Here is a 17077-nt window from a genome sequence, read left to right as displayed (position 1 = left end):
CCGCGCATCAATGACACGCCGCCGTGATCACCTTTCTCAAAGCGTCGGCGCTCACGGGCTTCGTCAGGTGCTGGTCGAAACCCGCCGCCATGGCGCGCGCTCGATCTTCGTCTCGCCCCCACCCGCTCAGAGCAATCATGCAGAGGCCCGCCCCTTCGCGCATGGCGCGTATCCGCCGCGCAGCTTCATAGCCGTCGATCGCCGGCATCCCGATATCGAGAAAGGCGACATCGGGCTTGAATTCGACCACGCAGGAAAGCGCCTCGATCCCGCTGAAGACGACCCGAACCTCGGCTCCCAAAGATTCGAGCAACAGACCCAGGCTCTCCGCGACGTCGACCTCGTCGTCGACAACCAGGACCCGTCGGTGGAGCCGCATGGGCGCGGCGCCGTCGAAGGTTTCGCAATCGTCGCTCTGCGTGGCAGCCAAAGGCAGGCTCACCACAAATTCGCTGCCCCGGTCGGCGCCGCCGCTGTAAGCGACGACGCTGCCGCCGTGCATTTCGACAAGGCTCTTCACAAGCGCGAGCCCAATGCCGAGGCCACCCTGCATGCGGCCTGCGGTCCCGTCGGATTGCGAGAAGAGACCGAAGATGTGGGACAGCATTCCCTGGGGAATGCCAATCCCGTCGTCAGCCACGCGGACAATCGCAAGCGCCCCATCGCGCTCGAGCGTGACCTGGATACGGCCGCCGGGCGGCGTGTATTTCGCGGCGTTATTGAGGAGATTTGCGAAGATTTGCGTGAGGCGCACCGGATCGCCGTCGACGACCAGCGGCTCCTCATCCAGCGAGATGCTCAATTTGTGGCGCGCGCTGGCGATCAGAGGCTCGCTGATCTCGGACGCCCGATGGATTGTTTCGGCAAGAGAGACAGGGCGTCGCTTGAGCGCGATCTTGCCGGTCGTGATGCGGGACGCCTCCAAAAGGTCGTCGACGAGCTGGACGAGATGGTCCGTTTGCCGTTCGATCATCGCGAGCAATCGGCTTGCCTTGTCCTTAGACGCCTCGTCGTCGTCCAACCGTCTCAAGACATGAACCGCGCTCCGGATGGGCGCCAGCGGGTTACGCAGCTCATGCGACAGCGTGGCGATAAACTCGTCCTTCTTGCGATTGGCGGCCTTCTGCTCATCGAGCGCGTCGCGGATTTGATACTGCAGGCGGCGCGCCTCTAGGGCGGAGCGAAGCGCGCTGATCAGCGTGCGCCGTGGGACGGGCCGCTCCAGGAAGCTGACATTGGGTCGAATTTCGAGCGCACGCAGCAACGGGAAATTATGGGAGGAGGCGCCTCTCCCCAGCAGGACGACAATCGGCATGGAAGACCAAGGGGGCTCGGCGCCAAACAGCGAACCCCACTCACCCGGGTGAGCGCGCGGCAGCGCCTCCTCCGAAACCATTACCGCGCCCGCTCCGCCGGCAATCTCCAAACGGAGTTGCTCCACTCCGGCACAGACGCAACTGGGCAGGCCCGTGCGGCTGAGCGTCTGCTGGGCGAGAACAGCGTCGCGGCCGTGCGGCGTGAGGATCAGAATGCGAAAATCCTTCCCGTCGCCGCCGACTCCGCAGGAGTCGCGCCAAGTCATTCACATCCCCTTCGGGCTGGCCTCACCCGCGAAGACAGGCGTGCCGGTGAGCACGCCGCTAAACCCCTCGAGAGGTTCGCTGACATCTATGCGACCGTGCCCCACCACGAGTTCACGGATTGTGTGCTCGTGCCCCCCGGTCCGCTTTTTGACGACCGACAGAGCCTTATGAGCGCGCCCTTCATCTCGAAGTAACGCAGCAGGAAGACATTGTCGGCGAGAAAGCTGAGATCGATCGGCGTCGCCGTCTCGGGGCCGAGAATGCCATGCTGGGTGAGGGTCAGCAGGGTCACGACCTGGCGGCGGCTCAAATAGGAGATGAGCTCCCGTATGTGCAGGTACACGCTCGGCTCCTCCATCGCGGACTGAAGGTAGCCGTTCAAAGTGTCGACGACCACCACCTTCGCGCCATTCGCTTCGACGTGGCGGATGAGAAGGCTGGCGACCTGGCCCGCGCTGAGCTCCGCCGGATCGAGATGTATGACGCTGACAAGCCCTGCCTCTTTTGCGGCCTGGATTTTGAGTCCCAGGCCCTCGCTTCGCGCTATATAGGTGGGGATGTTCTCGTCGAAGAGAAGCACGCAACTTTTTTCGCCGCGCGCCGCCGCCGCCATCACGTAAAGCGTCGATATTGTGGACTTGCCGATACCGGCGGGCCCAACGACGAGCGTGCTGGACCCGCGCGCAACGCCGCCGCCGGTCAGTGCGTCGATCTCCGGAACGGCGCTTTCGAGCGGCTCAAAACTCGGCGTGGCCGCATAGCTCTGTGCGACGAGGCGGGGATAGACCTCGAGTCCCCCGGTCGTGATCGTGAAATCATGCGCGCCACTGAGATATCGGCAACCTCGAAGCTTTCGAACTCTGAGGCGACGCCGATCGGCGCCATAATGGAAATCGACTTGCTGCAGCTCGATAAGGCCGTCGGAAAGCGTTTGGCTGCGTAGATCCTTTTCGGTCATCGAGGCTTCGTCCAGCATCACTGTCGTGCAGCCGCGCGCGGCCATGAAATCCCGAATGCGCTTGAGCTGGCGCCGATGGAAGGCTGGCGTGGGCGCAACAACCCTCAGGCTGGAAATCGTGTCGAGGACCAACAGCGTCGGTTTTAGTCTTTCGACTTCCGAGAAGAGGTGCTGGAGGGTTTCGTCGATCTCCACCTCTGCTTCTGGAAAGAGGGTGTAATCCGACGTTGGAAGCTCCTCTCCGCCGCTCGCCTCCGACAAGGAGGTCATATGAACGCCTTCCAGGCTCCAGCCGTGGGATGCGACGATGCGTTCGAGCTGTTCGGGCGTCTCGGCGTTGGACGCCAGCAGACAGCTCTCGCCCCTCTGGGCGGCGGCAAGCAGAAACTGCAATGCGACGGTCGTCTTCCCGCTGCCGGGAGGCCCTTCGACCAAGATCAGCGCGCCGCGTGGAAGCCCTCCCTGCAAGACCTCGTCGAGGCCCGGAACGCCAGTCGGAAAGCGGGGCATTTCGATCATCGTTTGGGGCATCGCTGCGAAGAACCCTGCTTTCGGGAAACTGAGGACCAATCAAACCACTCCTGCAGCCCGCCAACAAGCGGGCTACGGCCGCCCGTTTTCAGCGGCTTGCCGTTCGGCGCCCGCCATCTTACCCAAGAGGCCAGGTTTTCGGCTCGGGAGGGGATCGTGGAGAACGTGACGTTTATTCACTGGTGGATGTCCCAGACGACCACAGTCATGGCGCTGACGCTGAGCGGGACCATGATCGCGCTGGCGCTCTTCCTCTGCTGGTTGAGCTTCGCCTCCCCTTTGTCGACGCGTATGCATAATTGGAAAGGCGTCGTTCCGCCCTTCGTCGGCGTGCCGGCGACGCTCTTCGGTCTCCTCATGACCTTTCTCTCGCAGGACGTCTGGGACGCCAACCGCCGCGCCTATAGCGCCCTCGCGTTGGAGCGCGAGGAATTGATGACCCTCATGACCCTGAGTGGCAATGGCGTCGGCGCCGACGATCTGCCGACAGCCCTGCGCAACTACATCGAGTCCGTGGTCGCCCTCGAGTGGAAGGCCATGGAAAACGGCGAGCCCGCGCCCGAGGCGGAAGCGGCGCTCAATGCGCTGACGCGGGTCGTGAGCACCGCGAAGGTCGAGCCCGCCTTCCAGCGCGCGCTGATCGACACGGTGTTGAAGCTGCGCTTGGCGCGCGAGCAGCGCCTCGCCATCGCCGGCGCCTATCCGGACGACCGCAAATGGGCGGCGGTGATCATCATCGCCTTCATCACGCAGATCGCCCTCGCCGTCGTGCATCTGGAGCGCGCCGGGTCGCAGTTGCTGGCGCAGGCGATTTTCAGCGCGGCGGCCGTCGTCGCCCTCTCCCTCGTCGCCTCCGTGGAGGAACCTTTTGCGCCGCCTAAGGGAGTGAGTTCGCTGCCGCTGGAGCAACTGCTGGAGCGGGCGGGAAAATGACGTTGGCCCGGGGCTGCCCCTCAATTCGCAGCGAAGCCGCCCTGCCCGCAAGCCCATATCTTGGCGAGATCAGCTTCCCCGTCTCTGTCCGGCAGAGTCGGAGCGGCTGGCTAATAGCTTTCTCCCACGGGTAATGATGTTTTCGAGATCAAAATCCTTGGTTCTCCCGGCTGCAACGTCAGCCAAGCCTTCTTTAATATCGCCTTTGACGGCCACAAGCTCCTGAGACTGCGGCAGGGTGACGGTGAGCCGTTCATGGTCCGCCATTTCGCTCTCCAATTTTGCCCAGCATACCGGGGCGGCGCGCGCCAAGAAAGCCATTGCGCCCGCGCCCCGCCCCGCCGCCGCTCAATTGGAACAGCCCAAGCACGCTCCGCGTTACGCGCTTCGAACGGCTGAAAGGGGCGTTTCAGTCAAGCGCGTCGAGGAAACCCATGGCGAAGCAGATGGACGAATGGGACGAAAAGGGTTCCGGGAAGGGAATGCAGGAGAAAACCAGCGGAAACGGCGAAAGGCAGAAAGCCGACGCCATCGAAATGCTGAAGGCGGACCACCGCCGCGTCGAGGGGCTTTTCGACAAATTTGAGCAGGCGAAGCGGCGCGCCGAGAAATCGAAGCTCGCACAGCAGATCTGCCTCGAGCTCACCATCCATGCGGAGCTGGAGGAGGAAATCTTCTACCCGGCCTGCCGCGAGCATGTCGACGACCCGCTGCTCGACGAGGCCCAGGTCGAGCATGACACCGCGAAAATCCTGACTGCCGAGATCGCCATGGGCACGCCGCAGAGCGACCCGTTCTTCGACGCGAAGGTGACGGTGCTCGGGGAATATGTACGCCGGCATATCCAGGAGGAGGAAAAGAGCCCCGACAGCATCTTCGCCAAGGCGCTGGAAGGCGGCGTCGATACGGCGGCGCTCGGCAAGCGGATGATGGCGCGGCGCGACGAGCTGATGGAGCAGTTCTCCGAGGAGCTGCTGCTGCCGCAACCCAAGACCCTGCATATTCAGTTGGCGCAGGAGGAGGAAGTCTGGGCCGAGCCGCCCGGCCGGGAAGCGCCGCGCGGCGGCCGCGGACGCGAAAGCTGGGAAAGCCGGCGCGGCGAGGAAGGACGCGGCTGGGAGGAAGAAGAGCGCCCGTCGCCCTGGGGCGGCCGCGAGGAGGAAGGACGCCGGCGGGGAGAGGAGGAGCCTCGCGGGGCCCGCGGCGGCTGGGAGGAGCGCCGGGGCGGGCAGGCGCAGGCGCGCGGCCGCGAAGAAGAGCGCGGCGGCCAATCTTCTCAGCATCGAGGCTGGCACGGCGATCCCAAACGCCACTCCGAGGCCTCGCGCCGCGGCTGGGAGCATCGTCGCTGAGCTGATCCAGTCACATTCGGATCGTAATCGAGCCGCGGCGTCCCCGCGGCTCTTTCTTTGAGCCGGGCCCGGCCATTCACCTTTCGCGCCGAAAGCGGGTGCGCGCGGGCGGGGCAATTGCTAAAGAAAACGCAAAATCGAGAGGAAAATTCCCGCGTGACCGCCGATAAAGCCCCCGACCGCCAAGCCCCGGAGAGAATCGCCGCCGACAGGCTCGCGGCCATTCTTGCGCATTTCGAACGGGCCGGCTTCACGCGCCACGAGCCCCGGCTTCTGCAGCCCGCTGGCGTTTTTCTCGATCGCTCGGGCGAAGATTTTCGCGGTCATCTCTATCTGACGACCAACGCCTCCGGCGCCGAGCTCTGCCTACGGCCGGAATATACGATCCCCGTGTGCCTCGATTATCTCGCGACGCCGCAAGCGGGAGAGGCCGCCGCCTTCGCCTATGGCGGCTCGATCTTCCGCGCGCCTTTGCACGGGGCGTCGGGCGAAGGGGAATTTCTGCAAGCTGGCATAGAGAGCTTCGGCCGCGACGATCGCGAGGCTGCTGACGCCGAAATTCTCGGCGCCGCGCTTGACGCCGCCGCCGCTGGCGGAGCCAAAGGGCTTTCGGTGCGCATCGGCGACGCCGGGTTGGTGTCGGCCTTTCTCGACGGGCTCGACCTGCCGCCGGTGTGGCGCCGACGCGTCGAGTCGGGCCATGCGCGCGCCCAGTCGATCGCTGAAATTTTCACGCCGCCCAACCGCCGCGGCGCCGAGCAGTCGGGCGTGCTCGCCGCGCTCGCCAAGGTCGACTCGGCCGACGCGCGGCGGCTGGTGGAAGACCTCCTCGCCATCGCCGGCATCACGCCAGTCGGCGGCCGCAGCGCGGCGGAGATCGCCGAGCGCTTCCTCGATCAGGCGACGCTCACCGAGGGCGCCGGCGTCTCGCCTGAGAAACGGGCCTTGGCGGAAGCCTTTTTCGCCATAGAAGGCGCGCCGGACATCGCTTCCGCGGCCCTGCGCAAGCTTGCCGAGGACGCCAAGCTCGACCTCACGGCGGCGCTCGATTCCTTCGACACCCGCGCGAGCTTCATCGCCGCTCGCGGCTTGAACCTCGACGACATGGTCTTCTCGGCGAGCTTCGCCCGTCACCTCGACTATTACTCGGGCTTCGTCTTCGAAGCGCGCCGCGCGGACGAGAGTGCGCCCGTCATCGGCGGCGGCCGCTACGACCGGCTTTTGAAGACGCTCGGCGCCAAGGCCGATATTCCGGCCGTGGGCGCCGCCATCTGGATCGATAGACTAGCCGGCGCCGCGCGCGCGGGAGAGGCGGCATGACGCAGAAGCTCATCGTGGCGACGCCCTCGAAGGGCCGCCTGCAGGAAAACGCCAACGCCTTCTTCGCCCGCGCCGGCCTGGAACTGACGCAGGGACGCGGCGCCCGCGATTATCGCGGCGCCATCGCCGGCCTCGACGGCGTCGAAGTGGCCTATCTCTCCGCCTCCGAGATCACCGGGCGCCTCGCGCGCGGCGACGTGCATTTCGGCATTACCGGCGAGGACCTCGTGCGCGAGGAGATTGCCGATCCCGAGAGCAAAGTGGAGCTGCTTGCGCCGCTGGGCTTCGGCCACGCCAATGTCGTCGTCGCGGTTCCGCAGGCCTGGATCGACGTGCGCGCCATGGCCGATCTCGCGGACGTCGCCGACGGCTTCCGCGCGCGCCATGGCCGCGGCCTGCGCGTCGCGACGAAATATCTCAACACCACGCGCCGCTTCTTCGCCCAGCATGGCGTCGGCGACTATCGCATCGTCGAAAGCTCCGGCGCCACCGAAGGCGCCCCGGCCGCCGGCTCCGCCGATCTCATCGTGGACATCACCACCACCGGCGCGACGCTCGCCGCCAATGCGCTCAAGATTCTCGACGATGGCGTGATCCTGCGCTCGCAGGCCAATCTGGTCGCGTCGCTCTCGGCGCCCTGGAGCGAGACGGCGAAGGAGGCCGCGCGCATCATCCTCTCGCGCATCGCGGCGGAAGAGGAAGCGCGGACGACGCGCGAGGTGCGGGCGGCGGTCGCGCTGAACGATGCGGCTTTGAGCGAGGCGCAGGCCAATTTCGGCGCCACGCTGCGCGAGCGCAATGGCGACACGACGACCTTCGCCTGTCCGACGAAGCAGGTCGCGGCCCTCGCGGACTGGCTGATCGGCAAGGGCGCCCAGAGCGTGACGAGCGCCAAGCTCGATTATGTCTTCAAAGCCGGCAATGCGCTGTGGGGAAGACTGGCTGGTCGACTGTAGGACGGGCGGTCATACCATTTCCGTTTGAACAGCTCGCATGGGGACTTGTCATTCCCGGCGAGCTGAAAGCCCGACCGGGAATCCAGAGCTATAAGAGCGCTGGTTCTGCTCAGAGCCCGTCATTGCGAGCGAAGCGAAGCAATCCAGGGCGGCGATGCGGTCCTGGATCGCTTCGTCGGCTCCGCCTCCTTGCAATGACGGCGCTGAGTGGACGAGGGAGGGGATAAGATTGTGATAGCCGGACCTACCGCTATCCGTCGGCCAGCTCGATTCCGTTGAACTCGCACCACGCCCGCAGAGCGTTTTCTTCCGCTTTCGCTTCGAACGCATACCAATGATCGAGCGCGCCCCGTCGCTCCAACAGTCCCTTGAAGCGAGCGTAAGCGCCCTTTTTGCCGAAAAACTGTCGGACATCCTCGAAATCGTCGGCCAGGAATTCGCGAGCGAAGTCCAATACGAGTGGCTTGCCGAGATCGAACGCTCGCTTGTCCGGTATCTGGAGGAACTTGTCGCTGTCGCCAACGTCGTCTGGCAATTCGTCCAGATCATCAACGAGCTCGGAGTGGAAATAAATTTTGCCGCTCTTCTTACATAAAAATGCTTCGTGTTCACCTGCCCCAACGGACACGAATTCGAAGGCGTCCTGTAAGTCTCTAAAGCTGACGCGCAAAGCTTCCTCTCGTATCCAGCGCGCCCACCGTACCGTTGTTTAAGCTCGTGGGCAATTCTCAACTGGCGGGATTGATCAGCCTAATGCGTCTGCGTCAACAGCAAATAAGCCGCGACCGGATTGGTCGTCAGATAGCGCTTGAACAGCCGCCGCGGCTCTAGCTTCAGCCGAAACGCCCATTCGAGGCCGATGAGCTGCATCCATTTTGGCGCGCGCTTCTTGGCGCCGGCGACAAAGTCGAACAGGCCGCCGGAGGTCTTGATCATCTTCACATTTTTCAGCCGATGCGCGTAGTCGCGCACGAATTGCTGTTCGAGCGGCACGCCCATGGCCAGCCAGAGAATATCCGGCGCGAGCGCGTTGATCTCGTCGAGCTTGGCTTCGAGCGCCGCGCCTTTCAGGAACCCATGCGATCTGCCGACGATATTGAGGCGCGGCGCGATGCGCCTGGTCGCTTCATAGGCGGCGCGATTGACCTCCTCGGACGCGCCGAGGAGATAGAAGCTCGCGCCGGTATCCTGCGCCAGGCGCGCGACGAGCGGATAGAGGTCCGTTGTGGCGACGCGCTCCGGCAACGGCTTCTTCTGTGAAAAGAGCTTGGAGGCCACGACGAGCGGCTGGCCGTCGGCGGCGATCGAGTCGGCGCAGTCGATCAACTTCGCGAAATCCCGGTCGAAGAAGCGGCGCGCCAGCACTTCGCCGTTGACGGAGGTCAAGTAATAAGGACCTTCCTTGCGGGCGGGCGCGCGTGCGAGGTCCAACATCAATTGCGCTGTTGCCTCGAGATTCAGGCAAGCCACCGAACAGCCGCCCACAACCGTCGCACCGATGTTCTGGATACCCACGGAACAATCCTCGTTTCGCGTCTCGACTTTGGAAACCTACGCGAAGTCCGAGGAAAATCAGCAAGTAGCTGGGAACGCCCTGAACCGGATGCTTATGCGATGCTCGAAATTCAATTAACGGACGCTAACGATTTGGGATAAGCCAGTGAAAGCCAAGACTTGGCGTTATACAGGCTTGCCGGGCGGGATGGGGTCCGTCTCCAGAAGCGCGAATAGCAGATGGTCGCGCCATTGGCCGTTGATGTTCAGATAGGATCGGGCATAGCCCTCATGTTTGAAGCCGACGCGCTCAAGGAGCCGCTTGGAGGGCTCATTCGTCGGCAAGCACGCGGCCTCGATGCGATGCAGGCCCTGTTTCTCGAAAATATAGGCGCAGGAGGCGCGCACGGCGCGAGTCATATAGCCCTTGCCGGCGTAGGGCTCGCCCATCCAATAGCCGAGCGTCGCCGCCTGCGAGACGCCGCGTCGCACGTGGCCGAAGGAGAGCCCGCCCAGCAAAACGTCGTCCTCCTCGCGGAAAACAAAAAACGAATAGGCCTCGTCGCGCGCCATCTCCTCCGCATGGCGGCGGACCCGATAGCGAAAGCTCGCCCGCGTGAGATCGTCGACGGGCCAGATCGGCTCCCAGGGCGTGAGGAAGGTGCGGCTTCTCTCACGCAGCGACGACCACTCCAGATAGTCGCGCATCTCGGAAGGCCGCAGATAGACCCCCTCGCCTCTGATAGGCATGTCGCGACGGCCAAGAACGCCAAAAAGAGCCATGGAGGTCAAGCTCGCGCCGCGCGGGCGCGCTCCGCAATGAAGCTGGCAATGCGCGCTTCGTCATTTTCCAGGATGGTGAAGCGCTCGGGTCCTTCGAGCCGCGCGGCAATCGATTCGGGGAGAAGCGGGCGCTTGCCGATGGCGCGTTCGATCGCCTCGGGAAATTTGGCCGGATGAGCCGTCGAGAGCGCGACGACGGGCGTCGCGGGGTCCTGCGCCAGCCGCGCCCGCGCCGCGCGCACGCCGGTCGCCGTGTGCGGGTCGAGCACATAGCCGGCGTCCCGCCAGGTGCGCGCGATCTCATCGGTCGTCTCGGCTTCGCCGACGGACGCCGCGTCGAACTCGGCGCGAATGGCGGCGAGCGCGGCGGCGGGGATGTCAAAAGCGCCGGATTGCTCGAGCGAGGCGAAGGCGGCGCGAATCGCCGCATGGTCGCGCCCGGTGGCGTCGAACAGCAGACGCTCGAAATTCGACGAGACTTGTATGTCCATCGAGGGCGATTGCGTCGGGGTCACGCCGCGCGGCTCATAGCGCCCGGTCGCAATCGCGCGGGCGAGAATGTCGTTGGCGTTGGTGGCGACGATCAGGCGCTCGATCGGCAGGCCCATATGTTTGGCGATATAGCCCGCGAGCACGTCGCCGAAATTTCCCGTCGGAACGGCGAAGGAAACACGCCGATGCGGCGCGCCGACGGAGACGGCGCTGGTGAAATAGTAGACCATTTGCGCGACGACGCGCGCCCAATTGATGGAATTCACGCCGGCGAGGCTGACGCGTTCACGAAACGGCTGATTGCGGAACAGACGCTTGAGAATATTCTGCGCGTCGTCGAACGTGCCCTCCAGCGCGATCGTGTGAATATTTTCATCCGCGACGCAGGTCATCTGCTTGCGCTGCACGTCCGAGACCCGGCCGTGCGGATAGAGGATGAAAACATCGACGCGCGGCAGGCCGCGAAACGCTTCAATCGCCGCAGCGCCCGTATCGCCCGAGGTGGCGCCGACGATTGTGGCGCGCAGATTCCGCTTCTCCAGCACGTCATTCATCATGCGGCCGAGAAGCTGCATGGCCAGATCCTTGAACGCGAGGGTCGGGCCGTGGAAAAGCTCCAGCACGAAGAGATTGTCGGCAATCTGGGTCAGCGGCGCGATGGCGCGATGCCGGAAGGTGGCGTAGGCCGACTTTGTCTGCTCGCGTAGCGCCTCCCGCGCCGCTTCCTCCGTCAGAAACGGCGCGATCAATTGGGCGGCTGTGTCGGCGTAGGATTGCCCCGCAAGCGCCGCGATGTCCTTCGGCGAGACATGCGGATAGGCGAGTGGCGTGTAGAGGCCGCCGTCCGTTGCGAGGCCGGCGAGCAAAACGTCGTCGAAAGCAAGCTGCGCGGCTTCACCGCGCGTCGAAAGGTAGCGCAATTTCAGATCCATCTCGCAAGCGGCGCGATGCGTCGCGCATCGACGCCTTTTCATACCATATCCACGCTGGCCGCAAGGCTCGTCGCCTCTTTATGCGGCGCCTCTCAGCCGCCCGCGCGCATATAGGACGAAAATGATCAGCAGCGCGGTGGCGAGTGAGAACCAGGTAAAGGCGTAGGAGAGGTGATTATTCACGAATTCTGGCGCGGCCGCGACGAGGCGCGGGAAGCCGTTCGGGCCGGCGCTCTGCGGGCTGGTCAGGGCCAGCGTGAAGGGAGCCGCGCCGCCGGCGCCAAGCGCGGCGGCGATCGCCGCCGGGTCGCGCGTATACCAGATCGCGCGGCTGGGGGCGTCCGCCGGGGTGAAGGGGTTTCGCGTTTGCGGGGCCCGCAGCAGACCAGCGATCTCCGTCTCGCCCGCGGGCGGCGCGCGACCTTCGGCGTCGTCGATCTTGGAGGCGGGGGTAAATCCGCGCTCGATAAGAACAACGCCGCCCGCCGAGAGCGCGAAGGGCGTCACGACCATATAGCCGGGCTCGAGGCCAAAGCCCTCGGGCGGCTTCATGAAGATCAAGGCGTCGCGGCCAGCGAGGTAATGTCCGCGGGCAAGCGCATGGGTGAATTCATAATCGGCGGGCGACAACGTCGCCCAGGCCCCCTGCGGCGGAAGCGCTTTGGGCGCGAGATGCGCGCGCGTCTCAACACGCGCGATCAGCGCCTCTTTCTCCCCGAGGCGCCTCACCTGCCAGAATCCGAGGCTGGCGAGCAGCGCGCAGGCCAGCGCTGTTGCGACTGCGGGCCAGAGCAGCGCCCGCGCGCCCGCTGTCATGATTCGCGCTGGCCCTCTTCGGCCTTGTTGAAATATTGGAGCGCGATCAACAGGCCCTTTGCCGGCCGCAGCAGGCCGATACAAACAATTGCCGAGAACGGCAGGAAGATCAGCGCATGCACCCAATAGGGCGGCTGATAAACCACCTCGATGTACCAGGCGAGGCCGACGATGAGAAAGCCTGCGATCATCATCACGAAAATGGCCGGTCCGTCGCCGGTGTCGGCGAAAGAGAAATCGAGCCCGCAGACCTCGCATTTCGGCGCGACCTGCAGCAGACCTTTGATCATATGGCCCTTGCTGCAACGGGGGCACCTGCCGAGCAGACCGTCGATATAGACTCGCGCCGGCGGGTAAATCTGCTCTTCAGCCATTTTCATCTCGCTTCCATAAGAAAACGGCCACGGCGGCGCCGTGACCGTCAATTTCAGCAATGAGGCGGGCGCGTGGGCTACGCGCCGCGCAATTACTCCATCGCGCCGCCCCAGTTCCCCCACACATATATGCAGCAGAACAGGAACAACCAGACCACGTCAACGAAGTGCCAATACCAGGCGGCGAACTCGAAGCCGAGGTGCTGACCCGACGTGAAATGCCCCTTGAAAGCGCGCGCCAGGCAGACAGTCAGGAAGATCGTGCCGACGATGACGTGGAAACCATGGAAGCCGGTCGCCATGAAGAAGGTCGAGCCGTAATTGGTCGCCGCCGGATGCGCCGGATCGAAGGAGAAGGCGAAGGGGGCGTGCGCATATTCGTAGCCCTGGATCAGGCTGAAGAGCAGGCCCAGGCCGATCGTCGCCATCAAGCCCTTCTTGAGCTGATCGCGGTTGTCGTGCAGCAGGCCGTGATGCGCCCAGGTCAGCGTCACGCCGGAGGTCAGCAGGATGACCGTGTTGAGCAGCGGCAGCTTCCAGGGGCTCAGCACTTCGACGCCTTGCGGCGGCCAAACGCCATGGAACAACTCGGTGCGCGTCACCTGCCAGATGTCGCCGGGGAAGATGCTGGAATTGAAGAAGGCCCAGAACCAAGCGACGAAGAACATCACCTCGGAGAGGATGAACAGGATCATCCCGTAGCGGTGATGAAGCTGGACGACCGGCGTGTGATGGCCTTCGACCTGCGCTTCGCGAACAACGTCGCTCCACCAAGCGTACATGACAGCGAGAATCAGCGCGAAGCCGATGAAGAAGAGCACGCCGCCCCAGGTCTGGCCGTAGATCGGCGCGCCCTTGTGCTGCGCCATCCACATGATCGCGCCGATGGCCGTGAAGAGCGCTGAAAACGCGCCGGCGATCGGCCACGGACTCGGATCGACAAGATGATAGTCATGCTGCGGTTTGGCGTGTCCGTCGGCCATTTCTTCTTTTCCTCGTCATTCGCCGGTCGCCCGGCGTGTTCCAGGTTGAAATCCCCCCGGCGCCGCCGGCGGTCAGGACTTGGGCTTCTGCCCGGCTTCGGCGCTGGTTTTGGGTGTCGCCGGCGCTTTGGTCGGGAAGAAGGAATAGGAAAGCGTGATCTCCTCGACGCGGCGCATCGTCTCTTCCTTCTCGAGCGCGGGGTCGAGATAGAAGACGACGGGCCACTCGGCGGTCTCGCCGGGGCCGAGCCTTTGTTCGTCGAAGCAGAAACAGGCGACCTTCACGAAGAATGCGCCGGCCTGATCGGGACTGACGTTATAGGCCGCCTGTCCACGCGTCTCCTTATCGGAGAGATTCGTGGCCTTGTAATAGACGGTCGTCGTCTCGCCGGTGCGCAGCGAAATTTTAGGGACCTCGGGCTCGAAACGCCACGGGAGCTCGCGCGACACATTGGCGTCGAAGCGGACGGCCAGCGAACGGCTGCCCTGCTCCGTCGAATTCGCTTTGGCGACCTGCGGCGTGCCGCCGAATCCGGTCGCGGCGCAGAAGGCCCGATAGAGCGGGACGGAAGCGAACGACAGCCCAAGCATGCCCAAAGAGCCGACGACAAGCGCCGCGGCGATCGCGCCGGGTCTTTTGAGCGTCTTGCGGGCGGGCTCGGACATGTCAGATATGCCGATTGGCGACGGCGCCGCCGAGCTTGACGAGGGTCAGCGCATAGAACAGCACCGCCAGCAAGGCGACAGTCACGGCGATGGCGATATTGCGGGCGCGACGGCTACGCGCCTGCTCCGGGGTGAGGACGACGCCCTCTTCGATATTCGGGTTGTGCTCGACGTTCATCTCGTCTCCCTTCAGATAATGCCGGCGATCGTCAGCAGGCGCTCGCCGACGATGATCAGGAACAGCAGGAAGAGATAGGAGATAGAGAAAAAGAACAGCTTCATCGCGGCTCGGCGGGCAATGTCGCCCTCGCGCCTGCGATAGACCTGAACAGCGAGCCAAGCGAGATAGAGGCCCGCAGCAATCGCAACAGCGCCATAGACAGCGCCGGCGAAGCCCAGCGCCCAGGGGACGGCGCCCAGGGGCGCCAGCACGAGCGAATAGACGAGGATCTCGAGACGCGTGCGATCGGCGCCGAGCGCATTCGGCATCATCGGCACGCCGGCGCGGCTGTAATCGTCATGCTTCACCAGCGCCAACGCCCAGAAGTGAGGGGGCGTCCAGACGAAGATGACGGCGAAGAGGACAATGCTGGCGAGGCTGATGTCGCCCGTTGCGGCGGCGTAGCCGACGATGGGCGGCAGGGCGCCCGCCGCGCCGCCGATCACGATGTTCTGCGGCGTCGAACGCTTCAGCCACATCGTATAGATGACGACATAGAAAAAGATGGTGAAGGCCAGAAGCGAGGCGGCGAGCCAGTTGGTCGCAAAACCCAGCGTGAAAACCGACAGCATCGAGAGCACGAGGCCAAAGGCCAGCGCCGATTCGGGCTCCATACGGCCGGCGGGAATCGGGCGGCGCGCCGTGCGCGTCATGACCGCGTCAATGTCGGCGTCGTACCACATGTTGAGCGCGCCGGAGGCGCCGGCGCCGACGGCGATGGAGAGAAGCGCCGCGAAAGCGACGAGCGGATGCGGCGGAACCGGCGCAATGAGAATGCCGGCGAGCGCAGTCAGCACGACGAGCGACATCACGCGCGGCTTCAGCAGCTGGAAATAATCCGAAGGGGCAGCGACCGGAAGTTGCGGAACGCTGCGCGCCGCTTCGGCGCCGTCGAGATAGGAAGCGTCGCTCATCGCTTGGTTCGCTCTTGATCGGATAAAACGCGAGCTTGATCGTCTATTGGGGTAACTGGCGCGGCCGAAGAGCCGCGCCAGTCTAGCGTTCGATTACTGATGACCCGGGCCGGAGATGCGCGGCAGGACCTCGAACTGATGGAACGGCGGCGGCGAGGGCAGCGTCCATTCCAGCGTCGTGGCGCCGACGCCCCACGGATTGGCGCCCGCTTCACGCTTCTTCGCAAAGGCCTCGTAGACCGCATAGAAGAAGATCAGCATGCTCAGACCGCCGATGAACGCGCCCACCGAGGAGATGTAGTTCCAGAGCGCGAAAGCGTCCGGATAGTCGATGTAGCGGCGCGGCATGCCGGCGAGGCCGAGGAAATGCTGCGGGAAGAAGGTCATGTTGATGCCGATGAAGAGCACGATGAAGTGCGCCTTCGAGAGCGTCTCATTGTAGAGATAGCCCGTCATCTTCGGGAACCAGTAATAGAAGCCCGCGAAGACGGCGAACACCGCGCCCAGCGACATGGTGTAGTGGAAGTGCGCTACCACGAAATAGGTCTCGTGGAGCTGGCGGTCGGCCGAGGCGTTCGCCAGAACGACGCCGGTGACGCCGCCCATGGTGAACACGAAGATGAAGCCGATCGCCCAGATCATCGGCGCGCGGAAGCTGATCGAGCCGCCCCACATCGTCGCGATCCAGGAGAAGATCTTGATGCCGGTCGGCACCGCGATCACCATCGTGGCGAAGACGAAGTAACGCTGGGCGTTCAGCGACAGACCGACCGTATACATGTGGTGCGCCCACACGATGCAGCCGAGGAAGCCGATGGCGACCATGGCGTAGGCCATGCCGAGATAACCGAACACCGGCTTCTTGGAGAAGGTCGACACGATGTGGCTGATGAGGCCGAAGGCCGGCAGGATCAGCACATAGACTTCCGGATGGCCGAAGAACCAGAACAGATGCTGGAACAGCAGCGGGTCGCCGCCGCCGGCCGGATCATAGAACATGGTGCCGAAGTTGCGGTCCGTCAGCAGCATGGTGATCGCGCCGGCGAGAACCGGGAGCGTGAGCACCAGCAGGAAGGCCGTGACCAGCATGGCCCAGGCGAACAGCGGCATCTTGTGCAGCGTCATGCCGGGCGCGCGCATGTTGAAGATCGTGGTGATGAAGTTGATCGAGCCCAGGATCGACGACGCGCCCGCAAGATGCAGCGACAGGATGACGAAATCCATCGCCGGACCGGGATGGCCGGTGTTCGACGAGAGCGGCGGATAGAACACCCAACCGCCGCCGAAGCCGAGCATGCCCGGCGCGCCTTCGACGAACATCGAGAGCACCAGAAGGATCAGCGAAACGGCGAGGAACCAGAAGGAAATATTGTTGAGGCGCGGAAACGCCATATCCGGAGCGCCAATCATGATCGGCACGAACCAGTTGGCGTAGCCGCCCATCAGCGCCGGCATGACCATGAAGAAGATCATGAGCACGCCATGGGCGGTGATGAACACATTGTAGAGGTTCTTCGCCGGATCGAGGCCCATCGACGGATCGGCGCCGTTGATCAGCTTGGCGAGGCCCGGGAACACATTGATGCCCGGATACATCAGCTCGGCGCGGATGCCCATCGACATGAGCAGACCCACGAGCCCGCCGATGACGGCGAGGATCAGATAGAGAGTGCCAATGTCTTTATGGTTGGTGGAGAAGAGAAAGCGGCGCAGGCCTCTCGGATGGTCATGCGCTCCGGCAGTCGAACTCGCCATCGTTTGTTCCTCGAT

Annotated in this window: 18 protein-coding genes; 4 read left to right on the top strand and 14 right to left on the bottom strand. The window is 64.1% G+C overall.

The window, feature by feature from the left end; translation table 11 throughout:
• Positions 1-7: 7 nt before the first annotated feature.
• Together QMG84_RS04160 and QMG84_RS04155 are read right to left on the bottom strand one after the other, a co-directional pair.
• Entirely contained in the window at positions 8-1582 is a 1575-nt protein-coding gene (locus QMG84_RS04160; RefSeq protein ID WP_281930666.1) for a hybrid sensor histidine kinase/response regulator, read from the bottom strand.
• An 86-nt stretch (positions 1583-1668) separates the two neighbouring features.
• Positions 1669-3051, bottom strand: a complete 1383-nt coding sequence (locus QMG84_RS04155; RefSeq protein ID WP_281930664.1) for a DUF7125 family protein — start codon at positions 3049-3051, stop codon at positions 1669-1671.
• A gap of 177 nt (positions 3052-3228) precedes the next feature.
• Here QMG84_RS04155 and QMG84_RS04150 point away from each other — a divergent pair, with 177 nt between their 5' ends.
• A complete protein-coding gene (locus QMG84_RS04150) occupies positions 3229-4005 on the top strand; it encodes a bestrophin-like domain (RefSeq protein ID WP_281930663.1) in 777 nt (258 codons plus the stop codon).
• Positions 4006-4074: 69 nt separating this feature from the next.
• Here the strand turns inward: QMG84_RS04150 and QMG84_RS04145 are convergent, their stop codons facing one another.
• Positions 4075-4272, bottom strand: a complete 198-nt coding sequence (locus QMG84_RS04145; protein WP_281930662.1) for a hypothetical protein — start codon at positions 4270-4272, stop codon at positions 4075-4077.
• Between the two features lie 167 nt (positions 4273-4439).
• On the opposite strand from QMG84_RS04145, the gene QMG84_RS04140 reads away from it, so the two are divergent.
• From QMG84_RS04140 to hisG, 3 genes are all read left to right on the top strand, one after another.
• The gene (locus QMG84_RS04140; protein WP_281930660.1) at positions 4440-5357 is read left to right on the top strand and encodes a hemerythrin domain-containing protein; all 918 of its coding nucleotides are present in this window, start codon (positions 4440-4442) and stop codon (positions 5355-5357) included.
• Between the two features lie 156 nt (positions 5358-5513).
• Positions 5514-6677, top strand: coding sequence for an ATP phosphoribosyltransferase regulatory subunit (locus QMG84_RS04135; RefSeq protein WP_281930658.1), 1164 nt, complete (start codon positions 5514-5516; stop codon positions 6675-6677).
• Positions 6674-7633 (top strand): ATP phosphoribosyltransferase, encoded by a 960-nt coding sequence (gene hisG / locus QMG84_RS04130; RefSeq protein WP_281930657.1) that lies wholly within the window; start codon positions 6674-6676, stop codon positions 7631-7633. Before QMG84_RS04135 ends, hisG begins: the two co-directional genes overlap by 4 nt.
• Before the next feature lie 250 nt (positions 7634-7883).
• Here hisG and QMG84_RS04125 read toward each other — a convergent pair whose 3' ends face one another.
• From QMG84_RS04125 to ctaD, 11 genes are all read right to left on the bottom strand, one after another.
• On the bottom strand, positions 7884-8303 hold the full coding sequence (locus QMG84_RS04125) for a hypothetical protein (protein ID WP_281930655.1): 420 nt from the start codon (positions 8301-8303) through the stop codon (positions 7884-7886).
• Between the two features lie 80 nt (positions 8304-8383).
• Complete coding sequence (locus QMG84_RS04120; protein WP_281930653.1) at positions 8384-9067, bottom strand: WecB/TagA/CpsF family glycosyltransferase; 684 nt, start codon at positions 9065-9067, stop codon at positions 8384-8386.
• Between the two features lie 246 nt (positions 9068-9313).
• A complete protein-coding gene (locus QMG84_RS04115) occupies positions 9314-9910 on the bottom strand; it encodes a GNAT family N-acetyltransferase (protein ID WP_202072989.1) in 597 nt (198 codons plus the stop codon).
• A 5-nt stretch (positions 9911-9915) separates the two neighbouring features.
• The gene (gene thrC, locus QMG84_RS04110) at positions 9916-11322 is read right to left on the bottom strand and encodes a threonine synthase (RefSeq protein WP_281931898.1); all 1407 of its coding nucleotides are present in this window, start codon (positions 11320-11322) and stop codon (positions 9916-9918) included.
• Positions 11323-11412: 90 nt separating this feature from the next.
• Positions 11413-12150, bottom strand: a complete 738-nt coding sequence (locus QMG84_RS04105) for an SURF1 family protein (RefSeq protein ID WP_281930652.1) — start codon at positions 12148-12150, stop codon at positions 11413-11415.
• On the bottom strand, positions 12147-12524 hold the full coding sequence (locus tag QMG84_RS04100) for a DUF983 domain-containing protein (RefSeq protein WP_202072991.1): 378 nt from the start codon (positions 12522-12524) through the stop codon (positions 12147-12149). Before QMG84_RS04100 ends, QMG84_RS04105 begins: the two co-directional genes overlap by 4 nt.
• A gap of 92 nt (positions 12525-12616) precedes the next feature.
• The gene (locus QMG84_RS04095) at positions 12617-13507 is read right to left on the bottom strand and encodes a cytochrome c oxidase subunit 3 (protein WP_202072992.1); all 891 of its coding nucleotides are present in this window, start codon (positions 13505-13507) and stop codon (positions 12617-12619) included.
• A 72-nt stretch (positions 13508-13579) separates the two neighbouring features.
• Positions 13580-14173, bottom strand: coding sequence for a cytochrome c oxidase assembly protein (locus tag QMG84_RS04090; protein WP_281930651.1), 594 nt, complete (start codon positions 14171-14173; stop codon positions 13580-13582).
• Position 14174: 1 nt separating this feature from the next.
• Positions 14175-14351 (bottom strand): cytochrome c oxidase system small membrane protein, encoded by a 177-nt coding sequence (locus tag QMG84_RS04085; protein ID WP_202072994.1) that lies wholly within the window; start codon positions 14349-14351, stop codon positions 14175-14177.
• A gap of 11 nt (positions 14352-14362) precedes the next feature.
• Complete coding sequence (locus QMG84_RS04080) at positions 14363-15307, bottom strand: heme o synthase (protein WP_281930650.1); 945 nt, start codon at positions 15305-15307, stop codon at positions 14363-14365.
• 93 nt (positions 15308-15400) lie between these two features.
• Positions 15401-17062, bottom strand: coding sequence for a cytochrome c oxidase subunit I (ctaD, locus tag QMG84_RS04075; RefSeq protein ID WP_202072996.1), 1662 nt, complete (start codon positions 17060-17062; stop codon positions 15401-15403).
• Positions 17063-17077: the final 15 nt, after the last annotated feature.

It is taken from the genome of Methylocystis iwaonis (genome assembly GCF_027925385.1).
GTDB lineage: Bacteria > Pseudomonadota > Alphaproteobacteria > Rhizobiales > Beijerinckiaceae > Methylocystis > Methylocystis iwaonis.
This window is presented reverse-complemented; position numbering and strand designations above follow the sequence as displayed.

What these genes read in the sequence shown, in the direction of transcription:
- QMG84_RS04160 (WP_281930666.1), bottom strand. Translation starts at nt 1,582, where the DNA reads ATGACTTGGCGCGACTCCTGCGGAGTCGGCGGCGACGGGAAGGATTTT.
- QMG84_RS04155 (WP_281930664.1), bottom strand. Translation starts at nt 3,051, where the DNA reads ATGCCCCGCTTTCCGACTGGCGTTCCGGGCCTCGACGAGGTCTTGCAG.
- QMG84_RS04145 (WP_281930662.1), bottom strand. Translation starts at nt 4,272, where the DNA reads ATGGCGGACCATGAACGGCTCACCGTCACCCTGCCGCAGTCTCAGGAG.
- QMG84_RS04140 (WP_281930660.1), top strand. Translation starts at nt 4,440, where the DNA reads ATGGCGAAGCAGATGGACGAATGGGACGAAAAGGGTTCCGGGAAGGGA.
- hisG (WP_281930657.1), top strand. Translation starts at nt 6,674, where the DNA reads ATGACGCAGAAGCTCATCGTGGCGACGCCCTCGAAGGGCCGCCTGCAG.
- QMG84_RS04120 (WP_281930653.1), bottom strand. Translation starts at nt 9,067, where the DNA reads ATGTTGGACCTCGCACGCGCGCCCGCCCGCAAGGAAGGTCCTTATTAC.
- QMG84_RS04115 (WP_202072989.1), bottom strand. Translation starts at nt 9,910, where the DNA reads ATGGCTCTTTTTGGCGTTCTTGGCCGTCGCGACATGCCTATCAGAGGC.
- QMG84_RS04105 (WP_281930652.1), bottom strand. Translation starts at nt 12,150, where the DNA reads ATGACAGCGGGCGCGCGGGCGCTGCTCTGGCCCGCAGTCGCAACAGCG.
- QMG84_RS04100 (WP_202072991.1), bottom strand. Translation starts at nt 12,524, where the DNA reads ATGGCTGAAGAGCAGATTTACCCGCCGGCGCGAGTCTATATCGACGGT.
- QMG84_RS04095 (WP_202072992.1), bottom strand. Translation starts at nt 13,507, where the DNA reads ATGGCCGACGGACACGCCAAACCGCAGCATGACTATCATCTTGTCGAT.
- QMG84_RS04090 (WP_281930651.1), bottom strand. Translation starts at nt 14,173, where the DNA reads ATGTCCGAGCCCGCCCGCAAGACGCTCAAAAGACCCGGCGCGATCGCC.
- QMG84_RS04085 (WP_202072994.1), bottom strand. Translation starts at nt 14,351, where the DNA reads ATGAACGTCGAGCACAACCCGAATATCGAAGAGGGCGTCGTCCTCACC.
- QMG84_RS04080 (WP_281930650.1), bottom strand. Translation starts at nt 15,307, where the DNA reads ATGAGCGACGCTTCCTATCTCGACGGCGCCGAAGCGGCGCGCAGCGTT.
- ctaD (WP_202072996.1), bottom strand. Translation starts at nt 17,062, where the DNA reads ATGGCGAGTTCGACTGCCGGAGCGCATGACCATCCGAGAGGCCTGCGC.